We start from the raw sequence: 19,263 nt of genomic DNA, 5'->3' as shown, positions 1-19,263 counted from the left end.
GAGTCTGCCCGTCAGAAGACGGCCGCCCGGGGCCCGCCCGCGGCCGTGACCGAGACGTGTGCCGGGCGGCGCGGGGCGCCGGCGGCCGAGCACGATGCGGAGCAGAACGTGGCACAGCCATCCGGGGAGTTCCGGCCGGAAGCCGTCCGCACCCGTGGCGGCGAACTGGTCTCCGGCGGCCTGCTGGTCGGCGTCGGCGCCCCGGACGGCTCCGAGGCCAGGCCCTGCCCGCCGGAGTGGCGGCCCCACCCGCGCCGGATCGAGCGCAGCGAGCCCGCCCGCGGCCCGGTCGGCGGCGTCGGCCGCGCGGTGGGCCCGCTCGCCCTCGGCGCCGGGCCCACCGACCTCCCGCTGCTCGACCGCGAGGCCGACATCGCCGAACTGCTCGGCCTGCTCGCCGAGGGCCGCTCCATACGCCTGGTCGGCCAGGCCGGCTCGGGCCGCAGCACCCTGCTGTCGGCCGTCGCCGAGGCCGCGGCCGACCTAGCCCCGGGCGGTGTCGTCCAGCTCCGCGGCCACCGCCGCACCGCCGCCGACCTGCTCCAGGACCTCTTCGCGGCCACCCACCACGCCCCGGGCTTCCGCCCCGACCCGGGCCAGCTGGCCGCCCACCTCGCCGGGGTCGGCGCGGTCGTGGTGATCGACGAGGCCGAGCCCTCCGGCGACGAACTGGAGGAGCTGCTCGCCGCCGCCCCCGGCTGCGCCTTCCTGATCTCGGTGGCCCCCGACAGCCCGCCGTTGCCCGTCGGCTCCCGATTGCAGGACCACCTGGTCGCCGGGCTCTCCCGCGCCGCCTGCCTCGCCCTCGCCGGGCGCCTCGCCGGCCGTCCGCTGGACGTGGCCGAGAAGGCCTGGGCGGTCGACCTCTGGTTCGAGTCCGAGGGCCTGCCGCTGCGCTTCGTCCAGGCCGCCGCGCTGCTGCGCCAGCGGGACGTCTCGGTGGACGCGCTGGTCGCCGCCGAGGAGGACCGGCTGGACGTCTTCGGCGCCGTCGACGAGCCCGTCCACGACCCCGACCCGGCGGTCCGGGAGAACGCGCTGCGGAGCACCGTACCGCTGCCCTCGGTGGCCGAGAGCGCCTCGCCGGCCGTCCGCCTCGCCGAGGGCCTCAGCGAGCCCGCCCAGGCCGTGCTGCGGCTGGCCGTCGCGCTCGGCGGCGAGTGCCCCACCGCGCCGCACCTGCCCGCGCTGATCGACGTCGGCCAGGGCGAGAGCGCGCTGGCCGAACTCGCCGACGCGGGGCTGGCGGTGTCCATCGGCGGGCACCACCGGCTCACCGCCGGGGCGCTCGAACTGCTCGCCCCGCACTGGCCGGCCCGCGGCTGTGTCGACGGCGCCGCCCAGCACTTCGCCTGGTGGGTCGGGCACAGCTCGGTGACGCTGGAGCAGATCGCCGCCGAGGCCGAGGTGGTGGTCGGCGTGCTGCTCGCCGACCGCGCCGCCGGGCGGTACGAGGCGATGGTGCGCCTGGCCCGGGCGGCGGCGCCCGCGCTGGCACTGTCGCTGCGCTGGGGCGCCTGGGAACGGGTGCTGCAACTGGGGCTGGAGGGGGCCCGGCGGACCGGCTCGGCGGTCGACCAGGCCTGGTTCCACCACGAGGCGGGCGTGCACGCGATCTGCGTCCAGCAGCCGTCCCGGGCGATCGCCGAACTGGAGACCGCGCTCACCCTGCGGGCCCAGGCGAAGGAGCAGCGCGGGGTCGCCGCCGCCGGCCGGATGATCGACCTGCTGCGCGCCGACGGCCGGCAGCTGCCGCCCGCCGCTCCCGCCGCGGTCGCGCCCGCGCGCGGGCCGGTGATCCGCAAGATCGCCGCCAGGGTGCCGGCCGGTCTGAAGTCCGGGACGGGCAGGCGCCGCCGGGTGGTCGTGGCCTCCGCGGCCGTGCTGACCTTCGGGGTGCTCGGCTCGGCGGTGGCGATGAGCCTCACCGGGCCGGGGGAGCTGAAGGGGAACGACCCGCACGGGCGGCTGGACGAGGTCGGCGGTCAGGACGCGCCGATGCCGCTGCCGTCCGCCGACAACGGCCCCGCGACGGCCCCCGCGGCGGGCGGTGTCACTGAGCCGGGCGGTCCGGCCGGGACGGGCGCCGGCCCGGAGTCCTCGGCGAGCGGTGGTGCGTCACGCTCTCCGAGCGCCTCGGCGTCGAAGCGGTCGAGCGGCTCGCCGGGCGCCACCGAGCCGGCTGCCCCGCAGCAGACGCAGCAGCCCGTACCGGGCCAGTCGCAGCCGTCTTCGCAGCAGTCGGGCCAGCCGCCGCAGGGCGGTACGGCCGGGGGCACCGGTACGGGCGGTGGCGGCACTCAGCCCGGGGGCGGCACCGGCACCTCGCCGTCGCCGAAGCCGTCCACCACCTCGACCTCGCCGGCCGCGACCACGACGCCGACCGGGCCGGCCACCGGGACCGGCACGTCCAGCCCGTCGTCGAGCTCGTCGCCCCAAGGAGCCTGAGGGGCCTGAGGGGTCAGAACAGCTTGAGCTTGTCGTCGTCGATGCCGCGCAGCTCGTCGTAGTCCAGCACCACGCAGCCGATGCCCCGGTCGGTGGCCAGCACACGGGCCTGGGGCTTGATCTCCTGCGCGGCGAAGACGCCCTTGACCGGGGCCAGCAGAGGGTCCCGGTTGAGGAGTTCGAGGTAGCGGGTGAGCTGCTCGACGCCGTCGATCTCGCCGCGGCGCTTGATCTCGATGGCCACCGTGGCGCCGTCGGCGTCGCGGCAGAGGATGTCGACCGGGCCGATCGCGGTCGGGTACTCGCGGCGGATCAGCGACCAGCCGGCACCGAGCACCTCCATCCGGTCCGCGAGCAGCTCCTGGAGGTGGGCCTCGACGCCGTCCTTGATCAGGCCAGGGTCCACCCCGAGCTCGTGGGAGGAGTCGTGCAACACCTCCTCCAGCGTGATGATGAGCTTCTCGCCGGCCTTGTTCTCCACCGTCCAGACCCCGTCGGCCTCCTTGAGGACGCACGGCGGGGACATCCAGTTGAGCGGCTTGTAGGCGCGGTCGTCGGCGTGGATGCTGACGCTGCCGTCGGCCTTGACCAGGATCAGCCTGGTGGCGGACGGCAGATGGGCGGAGAGCCGACCGGCATAGTCGACTGAGCAGCGGGCAATTACGAGACGCACGGTCGACCACGCTAGCCCACCGGGGCCAGTTGATGCGATTCCACGACGACCGGGTGAAGAAAGCGCGAACCCCACGAACATGGAGGCTTGGCGGTTCCACCCTCGCCCGCCGCGCTCTGGCGCCCGTCCCAACAGGCCGCTACGGTGTGTGACGGCACGACTGCGGGGCCGCTGTCAACGGGGATGGAGACTTCAGGTGAACGATCCGACGGGATCCGGCCAATGTGGTGCACCACGGCGTATTTCCGGAGCAATCCCTAGGAACGACCAGCCTGCTCCGCCGTTGACTGCCACGCTGTTCTGACGCGGTCGGTGTCCAGGACGTCACGTCCCGTGGCGCCGCCGCCGTCGCAAAAGGTGCCGGAAACCCCCGTCCCACGGTGTTCCGGCCATCACCTGCGATTTCGCCCACCCTCACTGTGAGCTTGGACTACGCATGACCACCCGGGCGCCGCGCGGGTGGACAGCGAGAGGAGAATCCATGTCGCTCGACGTCTCACCGGCCCTGCTGGAGAAGGCCGAGCGGGGCGAGGTCGACGAGCGGGAATTCGTCGACTGCGTCCGCGTCTCACTGCCGTACGCCTGGGACCTGATCAGCTCGCTGGTCGCCCAGGCGAAGGTCGACGGCACCGACTTCGCCGACAACCAGGTACCGCCGCCCAGCGAGCAGGCCCGCGGCCAGCTGCTGCGCGCGCTCGCCAGCGACGCCATCCGGGGCGCCCTTCAGCGCCACTTCGGGGTGCGGCTGGCGTTCCAGAACTGTCACCGGGTGGCGGTGTTCCTGCCGTCGGAGGCCAACGAGGCGCGGTTCACGCGCTTCACCTCCGTCCGGGAGCAGCTGCTGAACCAGTCCGAGGAACTGCGGGACTGCTGACCGGACGGCGCCGGCCGTCCCCGTCCCCGCCGAGGGGGAGGGGGCGGCGGCCCGGGCCGGGGCCTCGGAGGTGTCTCAGCTGAGCTGCGGCAGCACCTCGGAGCCGAGCCGGGCGATGTTGTGCAGGGTCGCCTCGTGGTCGCCGCTGCCCTCGGCGAGCAGCGCGAACCGCCGGATGCCGGTGCGCTCGGCGGTGGCCAGCAGCCGGTCGGCGCACTGCCTCGGGGTGCCCACCGCGTGCAGGTCGCAGAGGAGCTCGGTGTACTGGCGCGGGTCGCGCATCTTCCGCTCCCGGCCGTCCACCGTCCGGTGTGCGCCCAGCCCGTACTCGAACCAGCCGGGCATCGCGTTGAGCAGGGTGGCCCGGGCGGCCGAGTCGCGGTCGTCCACCTGGGCCACCCCGGCCGCGACGTGCTGGCGGTTCACCCGGCGCAGCTGCTCCTCGCCGCGCCCGGCGGCCAGCCAGGCGGTGCGGTAGAGCTCCAGCATCCGCAGCTTGTCCTCGTCGCCGGAGTGCATGCCGAGCAGCATCGGCAGGCCGCGCTCGGCGGCCAGCCTGACCCCGCCGGGCGAGGTGCAGGCGACCACGACGGGCGGGCCGGCCGCGGGCCGCCCGGTGGCGGTCAGCTCCTCACCGAGGCCCTCGACGTCCTGGCGCTGGCGCGGGAAGCGCACCGGGCCGGAGGACGCGTCCAGGCCGAGCCAGCTGCCCAGGCCGGGGCGGCGCAGCGGTTCGGTGGCCTGCGGCACCACCGCCACCTCGGGGAAGGCGAACTGCGGTCCGTCCGCGCCGACCCGGGAGCCGCGCAGCCAGCGCAGCAGCAGGTCCAGTCGCTCCGGGAAGCCGTTCTCGAAGGCGTCCACGCCGCCGCCGAACACCTCCAGGTCGATCCACGGTCCGCCGCGTCCGACTCCGAGCGTGAAGCGCCCGCCGGAGGTGAGGTGGAGCAGCGCGGCCTGCTCGCCGAGCGCCACCGGGTGGCTGGTGGAGAGCACGCTGACGGCCGTGCCGACGCCGATGCGGCGGGTGCGGCCGAGCAGCAGCGCGGCCAGGGTCGCCGCGTTGGGACAGACCCCGTACGGGACGAAGTGGTGCTCGGCCAGCCAGACGGCGTCCAGGCCCGCGCGCTCGGCCTCGACGGAGGCCAGGACGGTGCGCTCCAGCGCCTCGCCGTGGCTCTGCCCGGGGAACTGCGCGGACAGCAGGAACGCGCCGACCCGCACCGGCGCGGTGTCCGGCGGCAGTGCGCCCGCGCGCTGCGCGGTGGGCAGCGGCTCGCCCGCGACGGCGGTCAGCGGCGGGACGGGGGCGAGCGGCGGGACGGCGGTCAGTGCCGCGCCGGCGGCGGGCGGCCGGACGCCGATGGGCCGGCGGGTTTCGGCGCGAGGGCTCGTCCTGGTCATCGTTGGGGCCTCCTCGGGGTGCACGCAGGGTCTGCGCGCCCCGCCTGTCACCTCGTGGGTATCCGATGTCATGTGCCAATGGCACGCTGAACCCCGAATTTCCCCGATGACCGGGTGGATCTTCGCAAAAACGCCGAAGTGCCGACGGAAGCCGTGATAGAGGCCTAGTCATCATCCAATCGGCCGTAGGCTGGAACGAACCCGAGCCCCGGAAGAGAGGCAGTCCGCCGTGCCCCGCCGCAACCGGATCAAGAGCGCCGCCCCCCGCGAGAGCGCCGAACCGGCCGCCCCGCTCGGGGGATCGCTGCGCCGTACCGAGAACTACCAGGGCGACGACTGGGTCGTCCAGACGGTCGCGGGCACCTCGGGGCGGCACTACCGCTGCCCGGGCTGCGACCAGGAGATCCCGCCCGGCGTGGGGCACGTGGTGGCCTGGCCGATGCACGGCGCGGGGGTGGACGACCGGCGGCACTGGCACCGCGCGTGCTGGGGAGCGCGGGATCGCCGGGCCGCCAACCTGCTGCGCGGCCGCGGCGCCCCGCGGCACTGAGGCCCCAAGCGCCCTACGCGTCCCGCTTCTTGAGCACCAGTGCGCCGCCGACCAGGGCCGCCAGGGTCCAGGCCAGGCAGATGAGGAAGCCGGTCCAGGGCCCGTACGGCTGGCCGTTCTGCTCGTACACCAGCAGCATCCGCGAGCCCGCGTAGTCGGGGAAGTAGTGGGCCAGGGTCCTGACCTTCGGCACCGCCGAGAGGATCGGCGAGAGCAGGAAGAAGAACGGCACCAGCACGCCGAGGGCCATCGTCTGGTTGTGCAGCATCGTGGTGACGCCGGCCGCGAACAGGCAGAGCATCGTCAGGTACAGCGCGGCGCCGATCACCGCGCGCAGCACGTGCGGCTCGCCGAGCGTGGTGGAGTGCGAGCCGAGCAGTGCCTGGCCGGTGAAGAAGGCGACGAAGGCCGTCACCAGCGAGACCACCAGGGCCAGCGTGCCGAGCACCGCGGCCTTCCCGGTGAGCAGGGTGGTGCGCTGCGGGACGGCCGCCAGGGTGACCCGGATCATGCCGCTGCTGTACTCGTTGCCGATCGCCAGCACGCCGAAGACGATGATGGCGAGTTCGCCGAGCATGATGCCGGAGAAGGCCGTGCCGGTGGCGTCGAACGGGGACGGGTCGTGCCGGCGGAACTCGGTGAAGTTGCTGTTGGTAAGCAGGGACAGCAGCGCGCCGATGCCCACGGTGACCACGAAGGTCAGCACGAGGGTCCAGACGGTGGAGCGGACGCTGCGGATCTTCGTCCACTCGGAGCGCAGGATCGCCGGGAAGGACGTCATCTCAGTTCTCCTCCTGCCGTACCGCGGCGGTCGGCCGGGTGCCGTCCGCCTTCCAGCCGGCGCCCCAGGGGCCGGGGGCCCCGGCCGCGTCCCGGCCCGGCCCGTCGCCCGCGTGGTACTCCACCGCGTCGGCCGTCATCCGCATGAACGCCTCCTCCAACGAGGCCTGCTGCGGGCTGAGTTCGTGCAGCACCACGCCGTGCGCCGCGACCAGTTCGCCGATCCGCGCGATGTCGCCGTCGACCACCTCGTAGGAGCCGCCGGGCCCCGGCTCGTGCCGCAGCCCGGCCCCGGCCAGCACGTCGAGCAGGCGCTCCGGTTCGGGGGCGCGCAGCCGTACGGCGGAGCGGGAGTTGCGCCGGATGAACTCCGGCATCGACAGGTCGGCGAGCAGCCGGCCCTTGCCGATGACCACCAGGTGGTCGGCGGTGACGGCCATCTCGCTCATCAGGTGGGAGGAGACGAAGACGGTGCGGCCCTCGCCGGCCAGGCGCTTCATCAGGTTGCGGATCCAGAGGATGCCCTCCGGGTCCAGGCCGTTGACCGGCTCGTCGAACATGACGATCTCCGGGTCGCCGAGCAGGGCGGAGGCGATGCCCAGGCGCTGGCCCATGCCGAGGGAGAAGCCGCGGGCCCGCTTGCGGGCGACCGGGGTGAGGCCGACCAGGGCCAGCACCTCGTCCACCCGGCGCTGGGGGATGCGGTTGCTCTGGGCGAGCCAGAGCAGGTGGTCGCGGGCCGTGCGGCCGGGGTGGACGGCCTTGGCCTCCAGCAGTGCGCCGATGTACTTGAGCGGCTCGCTGAGCTGCCCGTAGTGCTTGCCGTCGATGGTGACCCGGCCGCTGGTCGGGCGGTCGAGGTCGAGGATCATGCGCATGGTGGTGGACTTGCCGGCGCCGTTGGGGCCGAGGAAGCCGGTGACCACCCCCTGGGGGACCTGGAAGCTGAGCCGGTCCACCGCGAGCGTCTTGCCGTAACGTTTCGTCAGTTCGTGCAACTCGATCATTCGCGCTCCCTCAGTTCCTAGTCAGGCTAGGACAAACCGGATGCCGCGGCCCGTTGAGCGGGACCGCTGAGTGGGCCCGCCGGGCGCACCGGAATACGGTGGGCCCATGACCCAGCTCCCCTCCGCAGTGTCCGTCCGCGAGAGCGGTACCGGAACACCCCTCGTGCTGCTGCACGCCTTTCCGTTGAACGCCTCGATGTGGTCCGCCCAGCTGGACGCGCTGCCGGGAATGACCGGCGACGAGGCCCGGGTGATCGCCCCTGACCAGCGGGGCTTCGGCGGCACCGAGCTGGGCGCCGACGAGCCCTCGCTGGACCTCGTCGCCGACGACCTCGCGCTGCTGCTGGACGCGGCCGGCGTCGACCGCGCGGTGGTCGGTGGGCTCTCCATGGGCGGCTACGTGGCGCTGGCGTTCGCCCGCCGCCACCCCGACCGGCTGGCCGGCCTGCTGCTGGCCAACACCCGCGCCACCGCCGACACCGACGCCGCCCGGGCCAACCGGGAGCGGATCGCCGCCGCCGTCACCGCGAGGGAGAGCGTCCAGCTGCTGCTGGACGAGGAGGTCGCGGCCGGGCAGCTGGGGCCCGACTCGCGGCACCTGGTGGAGCGGGTGCAGGCGATGGTCGCCGACGCGCCGCCGGCCGCCGTGGCCTGGGCCCAGCGGGCCATGGCGGCCCGCCCGGACTCCCTGGACACGCTGGCCGGGCTGCGGGTGCCGGTCGCGGTGGTCGCGGGCGCCGAGGACGCGCTGGTGGCACCGGCGGAGGCCGAGCTGATGGCGCGGACCCACCCGGACGCCGAGCTGACCGTCATCCCCGGCGTGGGCCACCTGAGCGCCCTGGAGGCGCCCGGGGCCTTCGACGCCGCCGTCCGCCGGCTGCTCGCCCGGGTGGCCGCCGGATGAGTCAGGACGCGGCGAACTGGGACTTCTCCGCACTGGAGGTGACCGGCCGGATGCCGGTGACCAACCGCAGCGAGGCGCTGGTCGAACTGACCCTGGAGCCGCTCGGCGAGGACTACTGGATGCGTCCGGGCGAGACCTTCATCGTCACCTCGTACGGCGACTACGGGCCCGGGCACCCGTTCGAGGTGCAGTACTGGCCGGACTCGGTGTCGGTCTGGTGCACCTCCTGGTTCGGCACCGTCTCGGACGACGAGGGCAACCAGCTCAGCAGCGGGCACCAGCGGCCCGACGGGGCCTACCCGAGGTAGTGACGGGGGAGAAACCGACAGGCCCTCACCCGGGAGGGTGAGGGCCTGCGGTGTACCGCCGTGGACCGGGTGTCAGCGCGACTGCTGGGCGGGCACGCCCAGGGTGTCGTCGGTCGGCAGCGAGGCGGCGGCCACGGCCGCACCGGTCAGCGTGGCCAGCATCTCGCGGACGTTGGTCAGCTGGGCGTTGATGCTGTCGCGACGGTTGGTCAGCGCCGCCAGCTCGCGCTCGGATTCGCTGCGGATGCGGTCCGCCTTGGCGTTGGCGTCCGCCACGATGTCCTCGGACTGGCGCTGGGCCGTCTCGACGGTCTGGCGGGCCCGGCGCTCGGCGTCGGTGCGCAGCTTCTCGGCCTCCAGGCGCAGCTGCTCGGCCCGGTGCTCGATCTCGGCCAGGCGCTTCTCGGCCTTGGCCTGACGGGCGGCCAGGTCGCGCTCGGACTGCTCGCGGCGCTTGGCGAGGTTGGTCTCGAACTCCAGCGCGGCCTGGGCGGCCTTGGTGCGGGTCTCCTCGAAGAGGGCGTCCGCCTCCTCGCGCTTGTTCTGGGCGTCCTTGTTGGCCTCGGCGCGCAGCTGGGCGGAGTCGCTCTTCGCCTTGTCGACGATCCGCAGGCCCTCGTCCTCCGCCTTGGCCTTGCGGTCCTTGGCGTAGTTCTCGGCCTCGCTGCGGACCTGCTGGGCGGCGGCCTCGGCCAGCTCGCGGTGCTGCTCGGCGGCGCGGTGCGCCTCGTCGCGCAGGTCCTTGGCCTCCTCCTCGGCGAGCCGCAGGATCTTCTCGACCCGGGCGCCGAGGCCGGCGTAGGAGGGCTCCTGCTCGGCGACCGCCGCCTGGGCGCTCTGGGTCTCGAGGTGGAGCTCCTCGATGCGCTTCTCCAGTGCGCTGATCCGGGTCAATGCACTGTCACGGTCGGCCACCAGCTTGGTGATCCGCTCGTCGACCTGGGCGCGCTCGTACCCACGGCGCACCAGGTCGAAGCCGTGAGGGGAGTGACTGTCGCTCATGGGACTCTGGGCTTCCTGTCGTCAAACCGCTGAGGTGGTTGAGGGAATCCTGACACGGTACCGGAGTGTCGACGGCTGTATGCCGTTCTCTCACGGACAATGACCGCCAATGTCCGCTCAATCGGGTGGTGCGCTCTTGGAGCGATTGCCACCCGACCGGGGGGAGCCAACTCCGGCACCGGCCTTGGCACCCCCGTCCTTCTTGTTGCTTCCCCCGTTGGCCTGGGCGACCGGTGACGGTGCCTCGAACGCCTCCAGCGCCGACAGCACGTCCTGGACCCTGGAGATCTCGGTGTTGATGTCCTTGCGGCGGCGCACCAACTCGTCCAGCTCGCGCCGGCCCTCGTCGGTGACCCGCTTCGCCTCGGCCTTCGCCTCGGCGATCAGCCGCTCGGCCTCCGCCTTCGCCAGCTCGATCTGCTCGTCGGCGGCGCGGTCGGCCTCGTGCAGCCGCTTCTCCGCCTCGCCGGCCGCGTTCTCCAGCCGCTCCTCGGCCTCGGTCTCGGCCGACGCCAGCTTGGCCTCGGCCTTGACGATGAGCGCCTCGGCGCGGTCGGTGGAGTCGGCGAGCTTGGTCTCCGCCTCCTTGAGCAGGCCCTCGGCCTTCCGGACGGCCGAGATGCGGACCTTGCTGGCCTCCGCGGAGGCCTCCGAGGTGAGCTCGTTCGCCCGCTCCTCGGCGGCCGCGACCAGGGCGGCGGCACGGTCCTCGGCCTCGGCGACGGTGGCGACCGCCTGGTCCTCGGCCTCGGTCAGCTGCTCCTGGGCGGCCGTCACCAGCGCGTCCACCCGCTCGCCGGCCGACTTCATCGCCGCCGCGTTCTCCTTACGGGCCCGCTCGTGCAGCGCCTCCACCTCGGCGTCGGTGCGCTCGCGCAGCTCCTCGGCGCGCTCCCGGATCGCGGTCGCGTCCCGGCGGGCCTCGGCGAGCAGCGCGTCGGCGTCGGAGCGGCCCTTCTCGACCTCGGCCTGACCGGCCGCCTCGCCGGCCGCGACCAGCCGGTCCGCCTCCTTGCGGGCGGCGGCGACCATCGCGTCCGCCTGCTCCTCGGCGGCGGCGGTGGTGGCCAGCGCGGTGGTCTGGGCATCCTCGCCGAGCGCCTCGGCGTCCGCGAAGGCCTTCTCCAGGACGGACTTGGCCCGGTCGCGGGTGGCCTTGTCGAACTGCTCGGCGGCCTCCCGGGTCTCCGCGTCGTAGGCGTCGGCGCGGGCGTGGGTGGCGGAGTCGTACTCGTCGGCCAGGGTGCGGGTGGCGAGGGCGTACTCCTCGGCCTCGGCACGCAGCCCGGCGGCCAGCTCCTCGGCGTCGGCGACCGTACGGGCTCCCTGGGCCTCGGCGTCGGCCACGGTACGGGCGGCCTGCGCGTCGGCGTCGGCGCGCAGCTGCTCGGCGGCCTCCTGGGCGGCGTGCAGCTCGGCCTCGGCGTCCGCGCGCAGCCGGGCGTCGTAGGCCTGGGCCTCGGCGCGCTGGCGGCCGAGCTCGGTCTCGGCGGCCTCGCGCTCGGCGGTCAGCTCCAGTTCGGTCTGCTCGCGCAGGGCGGTGGTCTCGGCCTCGGTACGGGCCCACAGGTCGGCGCTGTACTTGTCCGCCGCCTGGTGCTGCTCGGTGCTGTACCTGTCGGCGGCCTCGCGCTGCTCGGCGGTCTCGCGGTTGGCCAGGTCGCGGGTCTCCGCCGCGTAGGCGTCGGCCGCTTCGCGCTGCTCGGTGCTGTACCTGTCGGCCGCTTCGCGCTGCTCGGCGCTGTACCTGTCGGCCGCCTCGCGCTGCTCGGCGGTCTCGCGGTCGGCGAGGGCGCGGGTCTCGGCGGCGTCCTGCTCGGCCCGGTCGCGGGTCTCGGCCGCCTCCTGCTCGGCGGTGGCCCGCAGCGCGGCGATCTGCTCGGCGGCGGCCTCGTGCAGCCCGGCCACCGACTGGCGGACCTCGGCGGCCTCCTCCTCGGCCGTGGCGACCAGCTCGGCGCCCTCGGCCCTGGCGGCGGCGACGATGTCCTCGCCCTCGGCCCTGGCCTGCTCCAGGGCGGCGGTGGCCTCGGCGCGGATGTCGTCCGCGGTGGCGCGGGCCTCGGACAGCTCGCGGCCGGCCTCGGCCCGTACGGTCTCGGCCTGCTCGTTGGCCAGCGCCAGCTCGGCGGCGGCCTTCTCGCGGGTGGCCTTGGCGTCCTGGGCGGCCTCGGTGCGACGCTGCTCGGCGGCGATCCTGGCCTTCTCCAGCGACTCGTCGGCCTCGGCGCGGCGCTCGTCGGCGTACCGCTCGACCTCGGCGCGCTGCTCGGTGGCGTGCTGTTCGGCTTCGGCGCGGACGCGGTCGGCGTAGGCCTCGGCGTTCTCGCGGTGCTGTTCGGTCTCCTGCTGGGTGAGGGCGCGCAGCTCGGTGGTTTCGCGGTCGGCCGTCTCGCGCAGTTCGGCGGCGTACCGGTCGGCCGCTTCGCGGACCTCGGTGCTGTGCTGCTCGGCGGCCTCGCGGACCTCGGTGCTGTGCCGTTCGGCCGCTTCGCGGACCTCGGCGGCCTCGGTGGCGGTGCGCTCGGCCAGCTCGGCGGCGTGCTGTTCGGCTTCGGCGCGGACGCGGTCGGCGTAGGCCTCGGCGTTCTCGCGGTGCTGCTCGGTCTCCTGCTGGGTGAGGGCGCGCAGCTCGGTGGTTTCGCGGTCGGCCGTCTCGCGCAGTTCGGCGGCGTACCGGTCGGCGGCCTCGCGGACCTCGGTGCTGTGCTGCTCGGCGGCCTCGCGGACCTCGGTGCTGTGCCGTTCGGCCGCTTCGCGGACCTCGGCGGCCTCGGTGGCGGTGCGCTCGGCCAGCTCGGCGGCGGCCTGCTCGGCCTGCTCGCGGGCGGTCCGGGCGGCGGCCAGCTGTTCGGCGGTCTCCTCGCGCTCGTGCTGGAGTCCGGCGGCGGCCTCCTCGCGCTCACGCCGGCTCTCCTCGCGCAGCGCGTTGGCGGAGGCCTCGGACTCGGCCCGGGTGCGGGCGGCCTCGGCGTCGGCCTCGGTGCGCACCCGCTCGGCGTCGGCCACCGCGGCGTCCCGGACGGCGTTCGCCTCGGCCTGGGCCTCGGCGGTCAGCGCCTCGGCGGCGGCGCTCGCCTCGGTGCGCACCCGCTGGTCGAACTCGGTTGCGTCGCGCCGGAGTTCGGCGGTCTCGCGCTCGGCGGCGGCGCGGTTCTCGGCGGCCGCGGCCTTGGCGGCGGCGAGGGCGTCCTGGCCCTGCTGCTCGGCGGTGGTGGTGATCTTCTCGGCCTCGGCGCGGGCCCGGGCCAGGGTCTGCTCGGCCCGTCCCTGGGTCTCGGCGGCCTGTTCCTGGGCCTGCTCGCGCAGCCGCTCGATCTCCCCGGCGGCGCCCGCGCGCAGCTCGTCCGCGTCGGCCTTGGCCTTGGTGAGCAGCTCCTCGGCGTTCTTCGCCGACTCCTCGATCTGCAGCACGGCCTGGCGGCGGGCCTCGCCGCGCACCCGGTCGGCCTCGGCCGCGGCCTGGGCGCGCAGCTCCTCGGCCTCGGCCCGCAGCCGGGCCGCCTCGTCCTGCATCTGCTCGATCCGCTCGCGGATCGCGGCGGCGTCGTCCAACGCGGCGTTCTGGGCCTGCTCGACGGCGGCCTGGGCCTGCTCGCGCAGCCGCTGCGCCTCGGCGGTGGCCTCGGCGCGGATCCGCTCGGCCTCGGCGGAGGCCTCGCTGCGGGCGGTCTCGGCGTCCTGGTTGGCCCGGCCGAGCACCTCCTCGGCGGTCTTGGCCGCCTTGGCGAGGTGGACGGTGGCGTCCTTGGCGCCGGCCGCCCGGCCCTCCTCCTCGGCCTCGCTGCGCAGTCGCTGGGCCTCGGCCTGGGCCTGGGCCCGCAGTTCGGCGATGTCCCGGTCGGCCTGGGCGCGCAGCTCGGCGATCGCGGCCTCGGCCTCGGCCTTCAGCTCGGCGGCGACCGACTCGGCGGTGGCCCGCAGCCGCTCGCTCTCCTCGGCCGCGGCGGCCTTGGCAGCGTCCGCCTCGGCCTGCTTGGTGGTGGCCTCGGTGCGCAGGGCCTGTGCCTCGGCGCGGATCGCCTCGGCGTCGGTGGTGGCCTGGGCGACCATACGGGCCACCTCGGCCCGGGCGGTCTGCGAGCGCTGCTCGTTGGCGGCCTCGCCGTCGGCGACCTTGCGTTCGGCGGCGGCCTCGGCGTCGGCCTGGAGCTGCTCGGCGGCCTGCTCGGCCTGGGCGCGCAGCTCGGCGGCCTCCCGGCGGGTCCGCTCGGCCTCGGCGATCGCCTCGGCGCGCAGCCGCTCTATCTCGGCCTTCGCGGCGGCGAGCTGCTGCTCGGCGCGGGACTGCTCGGCGGCGGCCTGCTCCTTGAGCCGGCCGATCTCGGCGTGGGCGACGGCCAGCTGCTGTTCGGCGGCGACATGGGCGGCGGCCAGCTCCTGCTGGGCCTGGCCGCGGGCGGCGTCGACGTCGGCGGCCGCCTGGGCACCGGCCTGCTGGGCCTGCTCGGAGGCGGCGCGCAGCATGCGCTCGGCGTCGCTGTGGGCCCGCTGCAGGGCGGCCTCGGCGGCGGCCTGGGCCTCGCCGCGGGCGGCGTCCACGTCGGCGGCGGTCTGGGCGCGGGCCTGGTCGGAGAGGGCGGTGGCCTCGGCGCGGGCCGCGGCGACCATCCGCTCGGCCTCGGCGCGGGCGTCCTGGAGCAGGCGCTGGGCCTCCTGCTCGGAGCCGGCCCGGGTCTGCTCGGCCCAGCCGTTGACGTGCTGCTCGGCGGAGCGGCGCAGCTCGGCGAGCTCCTCCTCCAGCTGGCGGCGGCGGGCGGTGAGCTCGGCCTCCAGGCGGGCGGTGCGCTCGGCGGCCTCGGCCATGATCCGCTGGGTGGCGGCCTGGGATTCGCGCAGCTGGCGCTCGGCGTCGGCGCGCAGCTGCTGGGCCTGCATCTCGGCGGTGCGGAGCATCTGCTCGGCCTGGCCGGAGACGGCGTCGAAGGCGCGCGGCTGGGCGAGCATGCGGCGGGACTCGTGCAGCTTCGCCCGGAGCACCTCCACCTGGTAGGCGAGATCCTCGGCATGCTCGACTGCCTTGTCCCGCTCCTTCCGAGTCCGACCCATCTCGGCCTCGAACTGGGAGAGGTGATCGTCAACCTCGTAGCGGTCGTTGCCCCGCACTCCGCGGTCCCATCCATCTCCTGGTCGCGTCCTCGACCCGGCCGTTCCGGGCTCCCGTGTCCCGGGTGCCGGTCCGACTGGTCCTTGCATCCGCAGTCACTGGACGCCCCCCGCCAAGCCGGGGCCGCCCGCCGCGGTCGTCGGAGTCCTGGTCGCGGGAGCGCGGGGGTGCCGCGTTCCCCCGTCCGGGTGGACTCCTGGGCGAACTCTTGCCTGTGGAGAATGGTGACAGATCAGTGTTGCGACTGTTCAGCCGTGCCCGCGTACTGGACTCCCCTGCGACGGGCCGACCACCGGAGGGCGGACAGGCCTGTCATCGGCCGTGCCCGTCGCCTCCGTCCCCCGGAGTCTTCGCGCACCTGGGCATTGTAGTGGGAGCGCACTGCGGGGGAATGGCCGCGTGGGGGTTTTCCGGCTTCCGGACCAGGTTACTGACGGGTCGCTAGGGCCTGTGCGGGGGGTGCCTCCCGGGGCGGGCGGCACCTCCGGCGGCCTCGGTGCCCCTCTCGGTGCTCCCTCAGTGCTCCTCCTCAGTGCTCCTCGTGGGCGCCCGGTTCGGCGGAGGTGACCAGCTCGGTCAGCACGCCGCCGCAGTCCTTGGGGTGCAGGAAGGTGATCCGCGAACCCATCGAGCCGATCCGCGGCTGCTCGTAGAGGACCCGGACGCCCTTGTCCCGGATGGCCTCGGAGTCGCCGTCCACGTCGGCGGTGCCGAAGGCGATGTGGTGCACGCCCTCGCCGTTCTTCTCCAGCCACTTGGCGACGGTGGAGTCAGGCCGGGTGGGCTCCAGCAGCTGGAGGTACGAGGCGCCGCCGTCGTCCGTCCCGTTGATCCGGAGCATGGCCTCGCGGACGCCCTGCTCCTCGTTGACCTCGCTGTGGAACACCTCGAAGCCGTAGGTGGCGCGGTAGAACTCGACCGTCTTGTCGAGGTCTCGGCAGGCGATGCCGATGTGGTCGATACGGGTCAGCACGGTGACCTCCGGGGCGGGTAGGAAGAAGGTGGCACCCAGTGCAGCGCACGGGCCTCGAAGGATGCCAGTGCCGTACGTGCGAGTCTGCTCACATGTGGCTCGAACGCGGCTCACACGCGGCTCCTGCGTGGCTCCTGCGTGGCGGGGTTCACCCGGACCGTGTTGACACGGTGTTGACTGGATGGTGCCAGTGCGCTCGATCACACCGTCGCTCCGGTGACGGGCGGGTAACAGGTCAGTACATTGAGCGCATCCTCACCTGGCCACGACGTGCGAAGGGGCCCGTCCCATGACCAACACCACCTCTGTGATCGTTGCCGGTGCGCGGACCCCGATGGGCCGCCTGCTCGGCTCCCTCAAGGGTTTCTCCGGTGCCGACCTCGGCGGCTTCGCGATCAAGGCCGCGCTGGAGCGGGCCGGGATCACGGGTGAGCAGGTCCAGTACGTGATCATGGGCCAGGTGCTGCAGGCCGGGGCCGGCCAGATCCCGGCCCGCCAGGCGGCCGTCAAGGCCGGCATCCCGATGAACGTCCCGGCGCTGACCGTCAACAAAGTCTGCCTCTCCGGCCTGGACGCCATCGCGCTGGCCGACCAGCTGATCCGGGCCGGCGAGTTCGACATCGTGGTGGCCGGCGGCCAGGAGTCGATGACGAACGCCCCGCACCTGCTGCCGAAGTCCCGCGAGGGCTACAAGTACGGCGCGGTCGAGGTGCTCGACGCGATGGCGCACGACGGTCTGACCGACGCCTACGAGAACATCCCGATGGGCGAGTCCACCGAGAAGCACAACGCCCGCCTGGGCATCGGCCGCGAGGTCCAGGACGAGATCGCCGCCGCCTCCCACCAGCGGGCCGCCAAGGCGCAGGCCGACGGAGTCTTCGACGCCGAGATCGTCCCGGTCGCCATCCCGCAGCGCAAGGGCGAGCCGCTGCTGTTCAGCCAGGACGAGGGCATCCGCGCCGACACCACCGTGGAGGGCCTGGGCCGGCTGCGCCCGGCCTTCACCAAGGACGGCACGATCACCGCCGGCACCTCCTCGCAGATCTCCGACGGCGCCGCCGCGGTGGTCGTGATGAGCAAGGCCAAGGCCGAGGAGCTGGGCCTGAGCTGGATCGCCGAGATCGGCGCGCACGGCAACGTGGCCGGCCCGGACAACTCGCTCCAGTCGCAGCCGTCCAACGCGATCAAGCACGCGCTGGGCAAGGAGGGCCTGGAGGTCGCCGACCTCGACCTGATCGAGATCAACGAGGCCTTCGCGGCGGTCGCGTACCAGTCGATGAAGGACCTGGGCGTCTCCTCCGACATCGTCAACGTCAACGGCGGCGCGATCGCGCTCGGCCACCCGATCGGCATGTCCGGCGCCCGCGTGGTGCTCAGCCTCGCGCTGGAGCTCCAGCGCCGCGGCGGCGGGGTCGGCGCGGCCGCGCTGTGCGGCGGCGGCGGGCAGGGCGACGCGCTGATCGTGCGCGTCCCCAAGGCCTGATCTGCTCTGACCTTCGGGGCTGCGGACCGCCACAAGTGGTCCGCAGCCCCTTCGGCATCTGCCGCCATCCGTCGGCATCTGCGCAAGGAGATCCTGATGATCGATGTCGCCACGCTGGTCGAGCAGGCCCGGGAGGGCCGGCCGCGGGCGGTCGCCCGGCTGATCACGCTGGTCGAGAACGCCGCCCCGCAGCTGCGGGAGGCGATGGCCGCGCTCGCGCCGCACACCGGGCAGGCCTACACGGTGGGTCTGACCGGCTCGCCCGGGGTCGGCAAGTCCACCTCCACCTCGGCGCTGGTCTCCGCCTACCGGCGGCTCGGCAAGAGGGTCGGGGTGCTCGCCGTCGATCCGTCCTCGCCGTTCTCCGGCGGCGCGCTGCTGGGCGACCGGGTCCGGATGCAGGACCACGCCACCGACCCCGAGGTGTTCATCCGCTCGATGGCCACCCGCGGGCACCTGGGCGGGTTGTCCTGGGCGGCGCCGCAGGCACTGCGGGTGCTGGACGCGGCCGGCTGCGACGTGATCCTGGTCGAGACCGTCGGCGTCGGCCAGTCCGAGGTCGAGATCGCCGCCCAGGCCGACACCGCCGTGGTGCTGCTCGCCCCCGGGATGGGGGACGGCATCCAGGCCGCCAAGGCCGGGATCCTGGAGATCGGCGACGTCTTCGTGGTCAACAAGGCCGACCGGGACGGCGCCGACGCCACCGCCCGGGAGCTCAACCACATGCTGGGCCTCGGCGAGGCCCGCGAGCCGGGGGACTGGCGCCCCCCGATCGTCAAGACCGTCGCGGCCCGCGGCGAGGGCGTGGACGAGGTGGTCGAGGCGCTGGAGAAGCACCGCGCCTGGCTGGAGGAGCACGGCGAGCTGGCCGCGCGCCGCCGCCGTCGGGCCGCGCAGGAGATCGAGGCGATCGCCCTGGCCGAACTGCGCGCCCGGATCGGCGACCTGTCCGGCGACCGCCACCTGGCGGGCCTGGCCGAACGCGTCGTCGCCGGCGAACTGGATCCGTACGGCGCGGCCGACGAGCTGGTCGCCGGGCTGACGAGCAACTGACCTCCCGTACGGCGACGGGCCCTCAGAACCCGCCCGGCCGGTAGCGCCGTCCGGTCCCCTCGCGCAGGAAGTCGGTCCCGCCGACTTCCCGCGCGAAGGACGGGAAGCCCGCGGTTCGGTCACACCGGAGGGCGGGGTCGTGGACATTGCCGCGGCCCCGCCCTCCGGCGTGTGCTCACGCGCGGCCGCGCAGGCCGCGGAGGTGTTCGGCGATCGGGGCCAGGGCTTCGTACATGGCGTCCAGCTGGTCCGGGGTGAAGCGGTCGATGAAGTGGGCGCGGACGCTGCGCACGTGGTCGGGGGCGACCCGCTGCATGGTCTCCCAGCCCTGGTCGGTGAGGTGGGCGTAGAGGCCGCGGCGGTCGCCGGGGCACTCCTGGCGCAGCACCAGGCCCGCGTTCTCCATGCGGGTGATCTGGTGCGAGAGGCGGCTCTTCGACTGGAGCGTGGCTGTGGCGAGGTCGGTCATCCGCATCCGGTGCTCGGGGGCCTCGGAGAGGACGACCAGGATCTCGTAGTCGTTGATCGCCAGGTTGTGGGGTTGGAGCTCGCGGCTGAGCTGGTAGTCCAGCAGCTTGGCGACCTCCAGATGGGCGCGCCACATCCGCTGCTCCCTGGCGGTCAGCCAGGGAGTCTCCTCCTCGGACTGCGACGGAGGGGTGTCCGCAGTGTCGATCGTGTGCGTATCCATGGGCAC

General features: G+C 74.3%; 15 protein-coding genes. 7 read left to right on the top strand and 8 right to left on the bottom strand.

Features of this window, described 5'->3' with window-relative positions:
• Nucleotides 1-2,448, top strand: a 2,448-nt coding sequence (locus J0670_RS01090; protein WP_207808669.1) for an ATP-binding protein, incomplete at its 5' end; no start/stop codon positions are given.
• 13 nt (nt 2,449-2,461) lie between these two features.
• On the opposite strand, the gene nucS is transcribed toward J0670_RS01090, so the two are convergent.
• Nucleotides 2,462-3,121 carry an endonuclease NucS gene (nucS, locus tag J0670_RS01085; RefSeq protein ID WP_207808668.1) on the bottom strand — a complete coding sequence of 220 codons (660 nt, stop codon included), beginning with the start codon at nt 3,119-3,121 and terminating at the stop codon, nt 2,462-2,464.
• 481 nt (nt 3,122-3,602) lie between these two features.
• Here nucS and J0670_RS01080 point away from each other — a divergent pair, with 481 nt between their 5' ends.
• Nucleotides 3,603-3,995, top strand: a complete 393-nt coding sequence (locus J0670_RS01080) for an SCO5389 family protein (RefSeq protein WP_207808667.1) — start codon at nt 3,603-3,605, stop codon at nt 3,993-3,995.
• A gap of 75 nt (nt 3,996-4,070) precedes the next feature.
• Here the strand turns inward: J0670_RS01080 and J0670_RS01075 are convergent, their stop codons facing one another.
• Nucleotides 4,071-5,219 carry an LLM class flavin-dependent oxidoreductase gene (locus tag J0670_RS01075; RefSeq protein ID WP_207808675.1) on the bottom strand — a complete coding sequence of 383 codons (1,149 nt, stop codon included), beginning with the start codon at nt 5,217-5,219 and terminating at the stop codon, nt 4,071-4,073.
• 409 nt (nt 5,220-5,628) lie between these two features.
• On the opposite strand from J0670_RS01075, the gene J0670_RS01070 reads away from it, so the two are divergent.
• Nucleotides 5,629-5,949 (top strand): ATP/GTP-binding protein, encoded by a 321-nt coding sequence (locus J0670_RS01070; protein WP_207808666.1) that lies wholly within the window; start codon nt 5,629-5,631, stop codon nt 5,947-5,949.
• Between the two features lie 13 nt (nt 5,950-5,962).
• Here the strand turns inward: J0670_RS01070 and J0670_RS01065 are convergent, their stop codons facing one another.
• Complete coding sequence (locus J0670_RS01065) at nt 5,963-6,730, bottom strand: ABC transporter permease subunit (RefSeq protein ID WP_207808665.1); 768 nt, start codon at nt 6,728-6,730, stop codon at nt 5,963-5,965.
• Between the two features lies 1 nt (nt 6,731).
• Nucleotides 6,732-7,736, bottom strand: coding sequence for an ABC transporter ATP-binding protein (locus J0670_RS01060; protein ID WP_207808664.1), 1,005 nt, complete (start codon nt 7,734-7,736; stop codon nt 6,732-6,734).
• 106 nt (nt 7,737-7,842) lie between these two features.
• Between J0670_RS01060 and J0670_RS01055 the strand changes: the two genes are divergently transcribed.
• A complete protein-coding gene (locus tag J0670_RS01055) occupies nt 7,843-8,640 on the top strand; it encodes an alpha/beta fold hydrolase (RefSeq protein WP_207808663.1) in 798 nt (265 codons plus the stop codon).
• Complete coding sequence (locus J0670_RS01050; protein ID WP_207808662.1) at nt 8,637-8,948, top strand: hypothetical protein; 312 nt, start codon at nt 8,637-8,639, stop codon at nt 8,946-8,948. The genes J0670_RS01055 and J0670_RS01050 overlap by 4 nt, the downstream gene beginning before the upstream one ends.
• Nucleotides 8,949-9,020: 72 nt before the next feature.
• On the opposite strand, the gene J0670_RS01045 is transcribed toward J0670_RS01050, so the two are convergent.
• The 3 genes from J0670_RS01045 to mce all read right to left on the bottom strand — a co-directional run bounded on the left by J0670_RS01045 (nt 9,021) and on the right by mce (nt 16,030).
• Entirely contained in the window at nt 9,021-9,950 is a 930-nt protein-coding gene (locus tag J0670_RS01045) for a cellulose-binding protein (RefSeq protein WP_207808661.1), read from the bottom strand.
• A 117-nt stretch (nt 9,951-10,067) separates the two neighbouring features.
• Nucleotides 10,068-15,056: a hypothetical protein gene (locus J0670_RS01040; RefSeq protein WP_207808659.1), complete on the bottom strand. Its 4,989-nt coding sequence runs from the start codon at nt 15,054-15,056 to the stop codon at nt 10,068-10,070.
• 530 nt (nt 15,057-15,586) lie between these two features.
• The gene (mce, locus tag J0670_RS01035; RefSeq protein ID WP_207808657.1) at nt 15,587-16,030 is read right to left on the bottom strand and encodes a methylmalonyl-CoA epimerase; all 444 of its coding nucleotides are present in this window, start codon (nt 16,028-16,030) and stop codon (nt 15,587-15,589) included.
• A gap of 289 nt (nt 16,031-16,319) precedes the next feature.
• Between mce and J0670_RS01030 the strand changes: the two genes are divergently transcribed.
• Nucleotides 16,320-17,513, top strand: a complete 1,194-nt coding sequence (locus tag J0670_RS01030; protein WP_207808655.1) for an acetyl-CoA C-acetyltransferase — start codon at nt 16,320-16,322, stop codon at nt 17,511-17,513.
• 96 nt (nt 17,514-17,609) lie between these two features.
• Entirely contained in the window at nt 17,610-18,566 is a 957-nt protein-coding gene (gene meaB / locus J0670_RS01025; protein ID WP_207808654.1) for a methylmalonyl Co-A mutase-associated GTPase MeaB, read from the top strand.
• A 175-nt stretch (nt 18,567-18,741) separates the two neighbouring features.
• Here the strand turns inward: meaB and J0670_RS01020 are convergent, their stop codons facing one another.
• A complete protein-coding gene (locus J0670_RS01020; RefSeq protein WP_196947215.1) occupies nt 18,742-19,257 on the bottom strand; it encodes a MarR family winged helix-turn-helix transcriptional regulator in 516 nt (171 codons plus the stop codon).
• Between the last annotated feature and the right edge of the window lie 6 nt (nt 19,258-19,263).

Source organism: Streptomyces sp. FH025 (assembly GCF_017427025.1).
Taxonomy (GTDB): Bacteria; Actinomycetota; Actinomycetes; order Streptomycetales; family Streptomycetaceae; genus Kitasatospora.
Note: the sequence above shows the minus strand (reverse complement) of the source record. Positions and strands in the feature narration are given on the sequence as shown.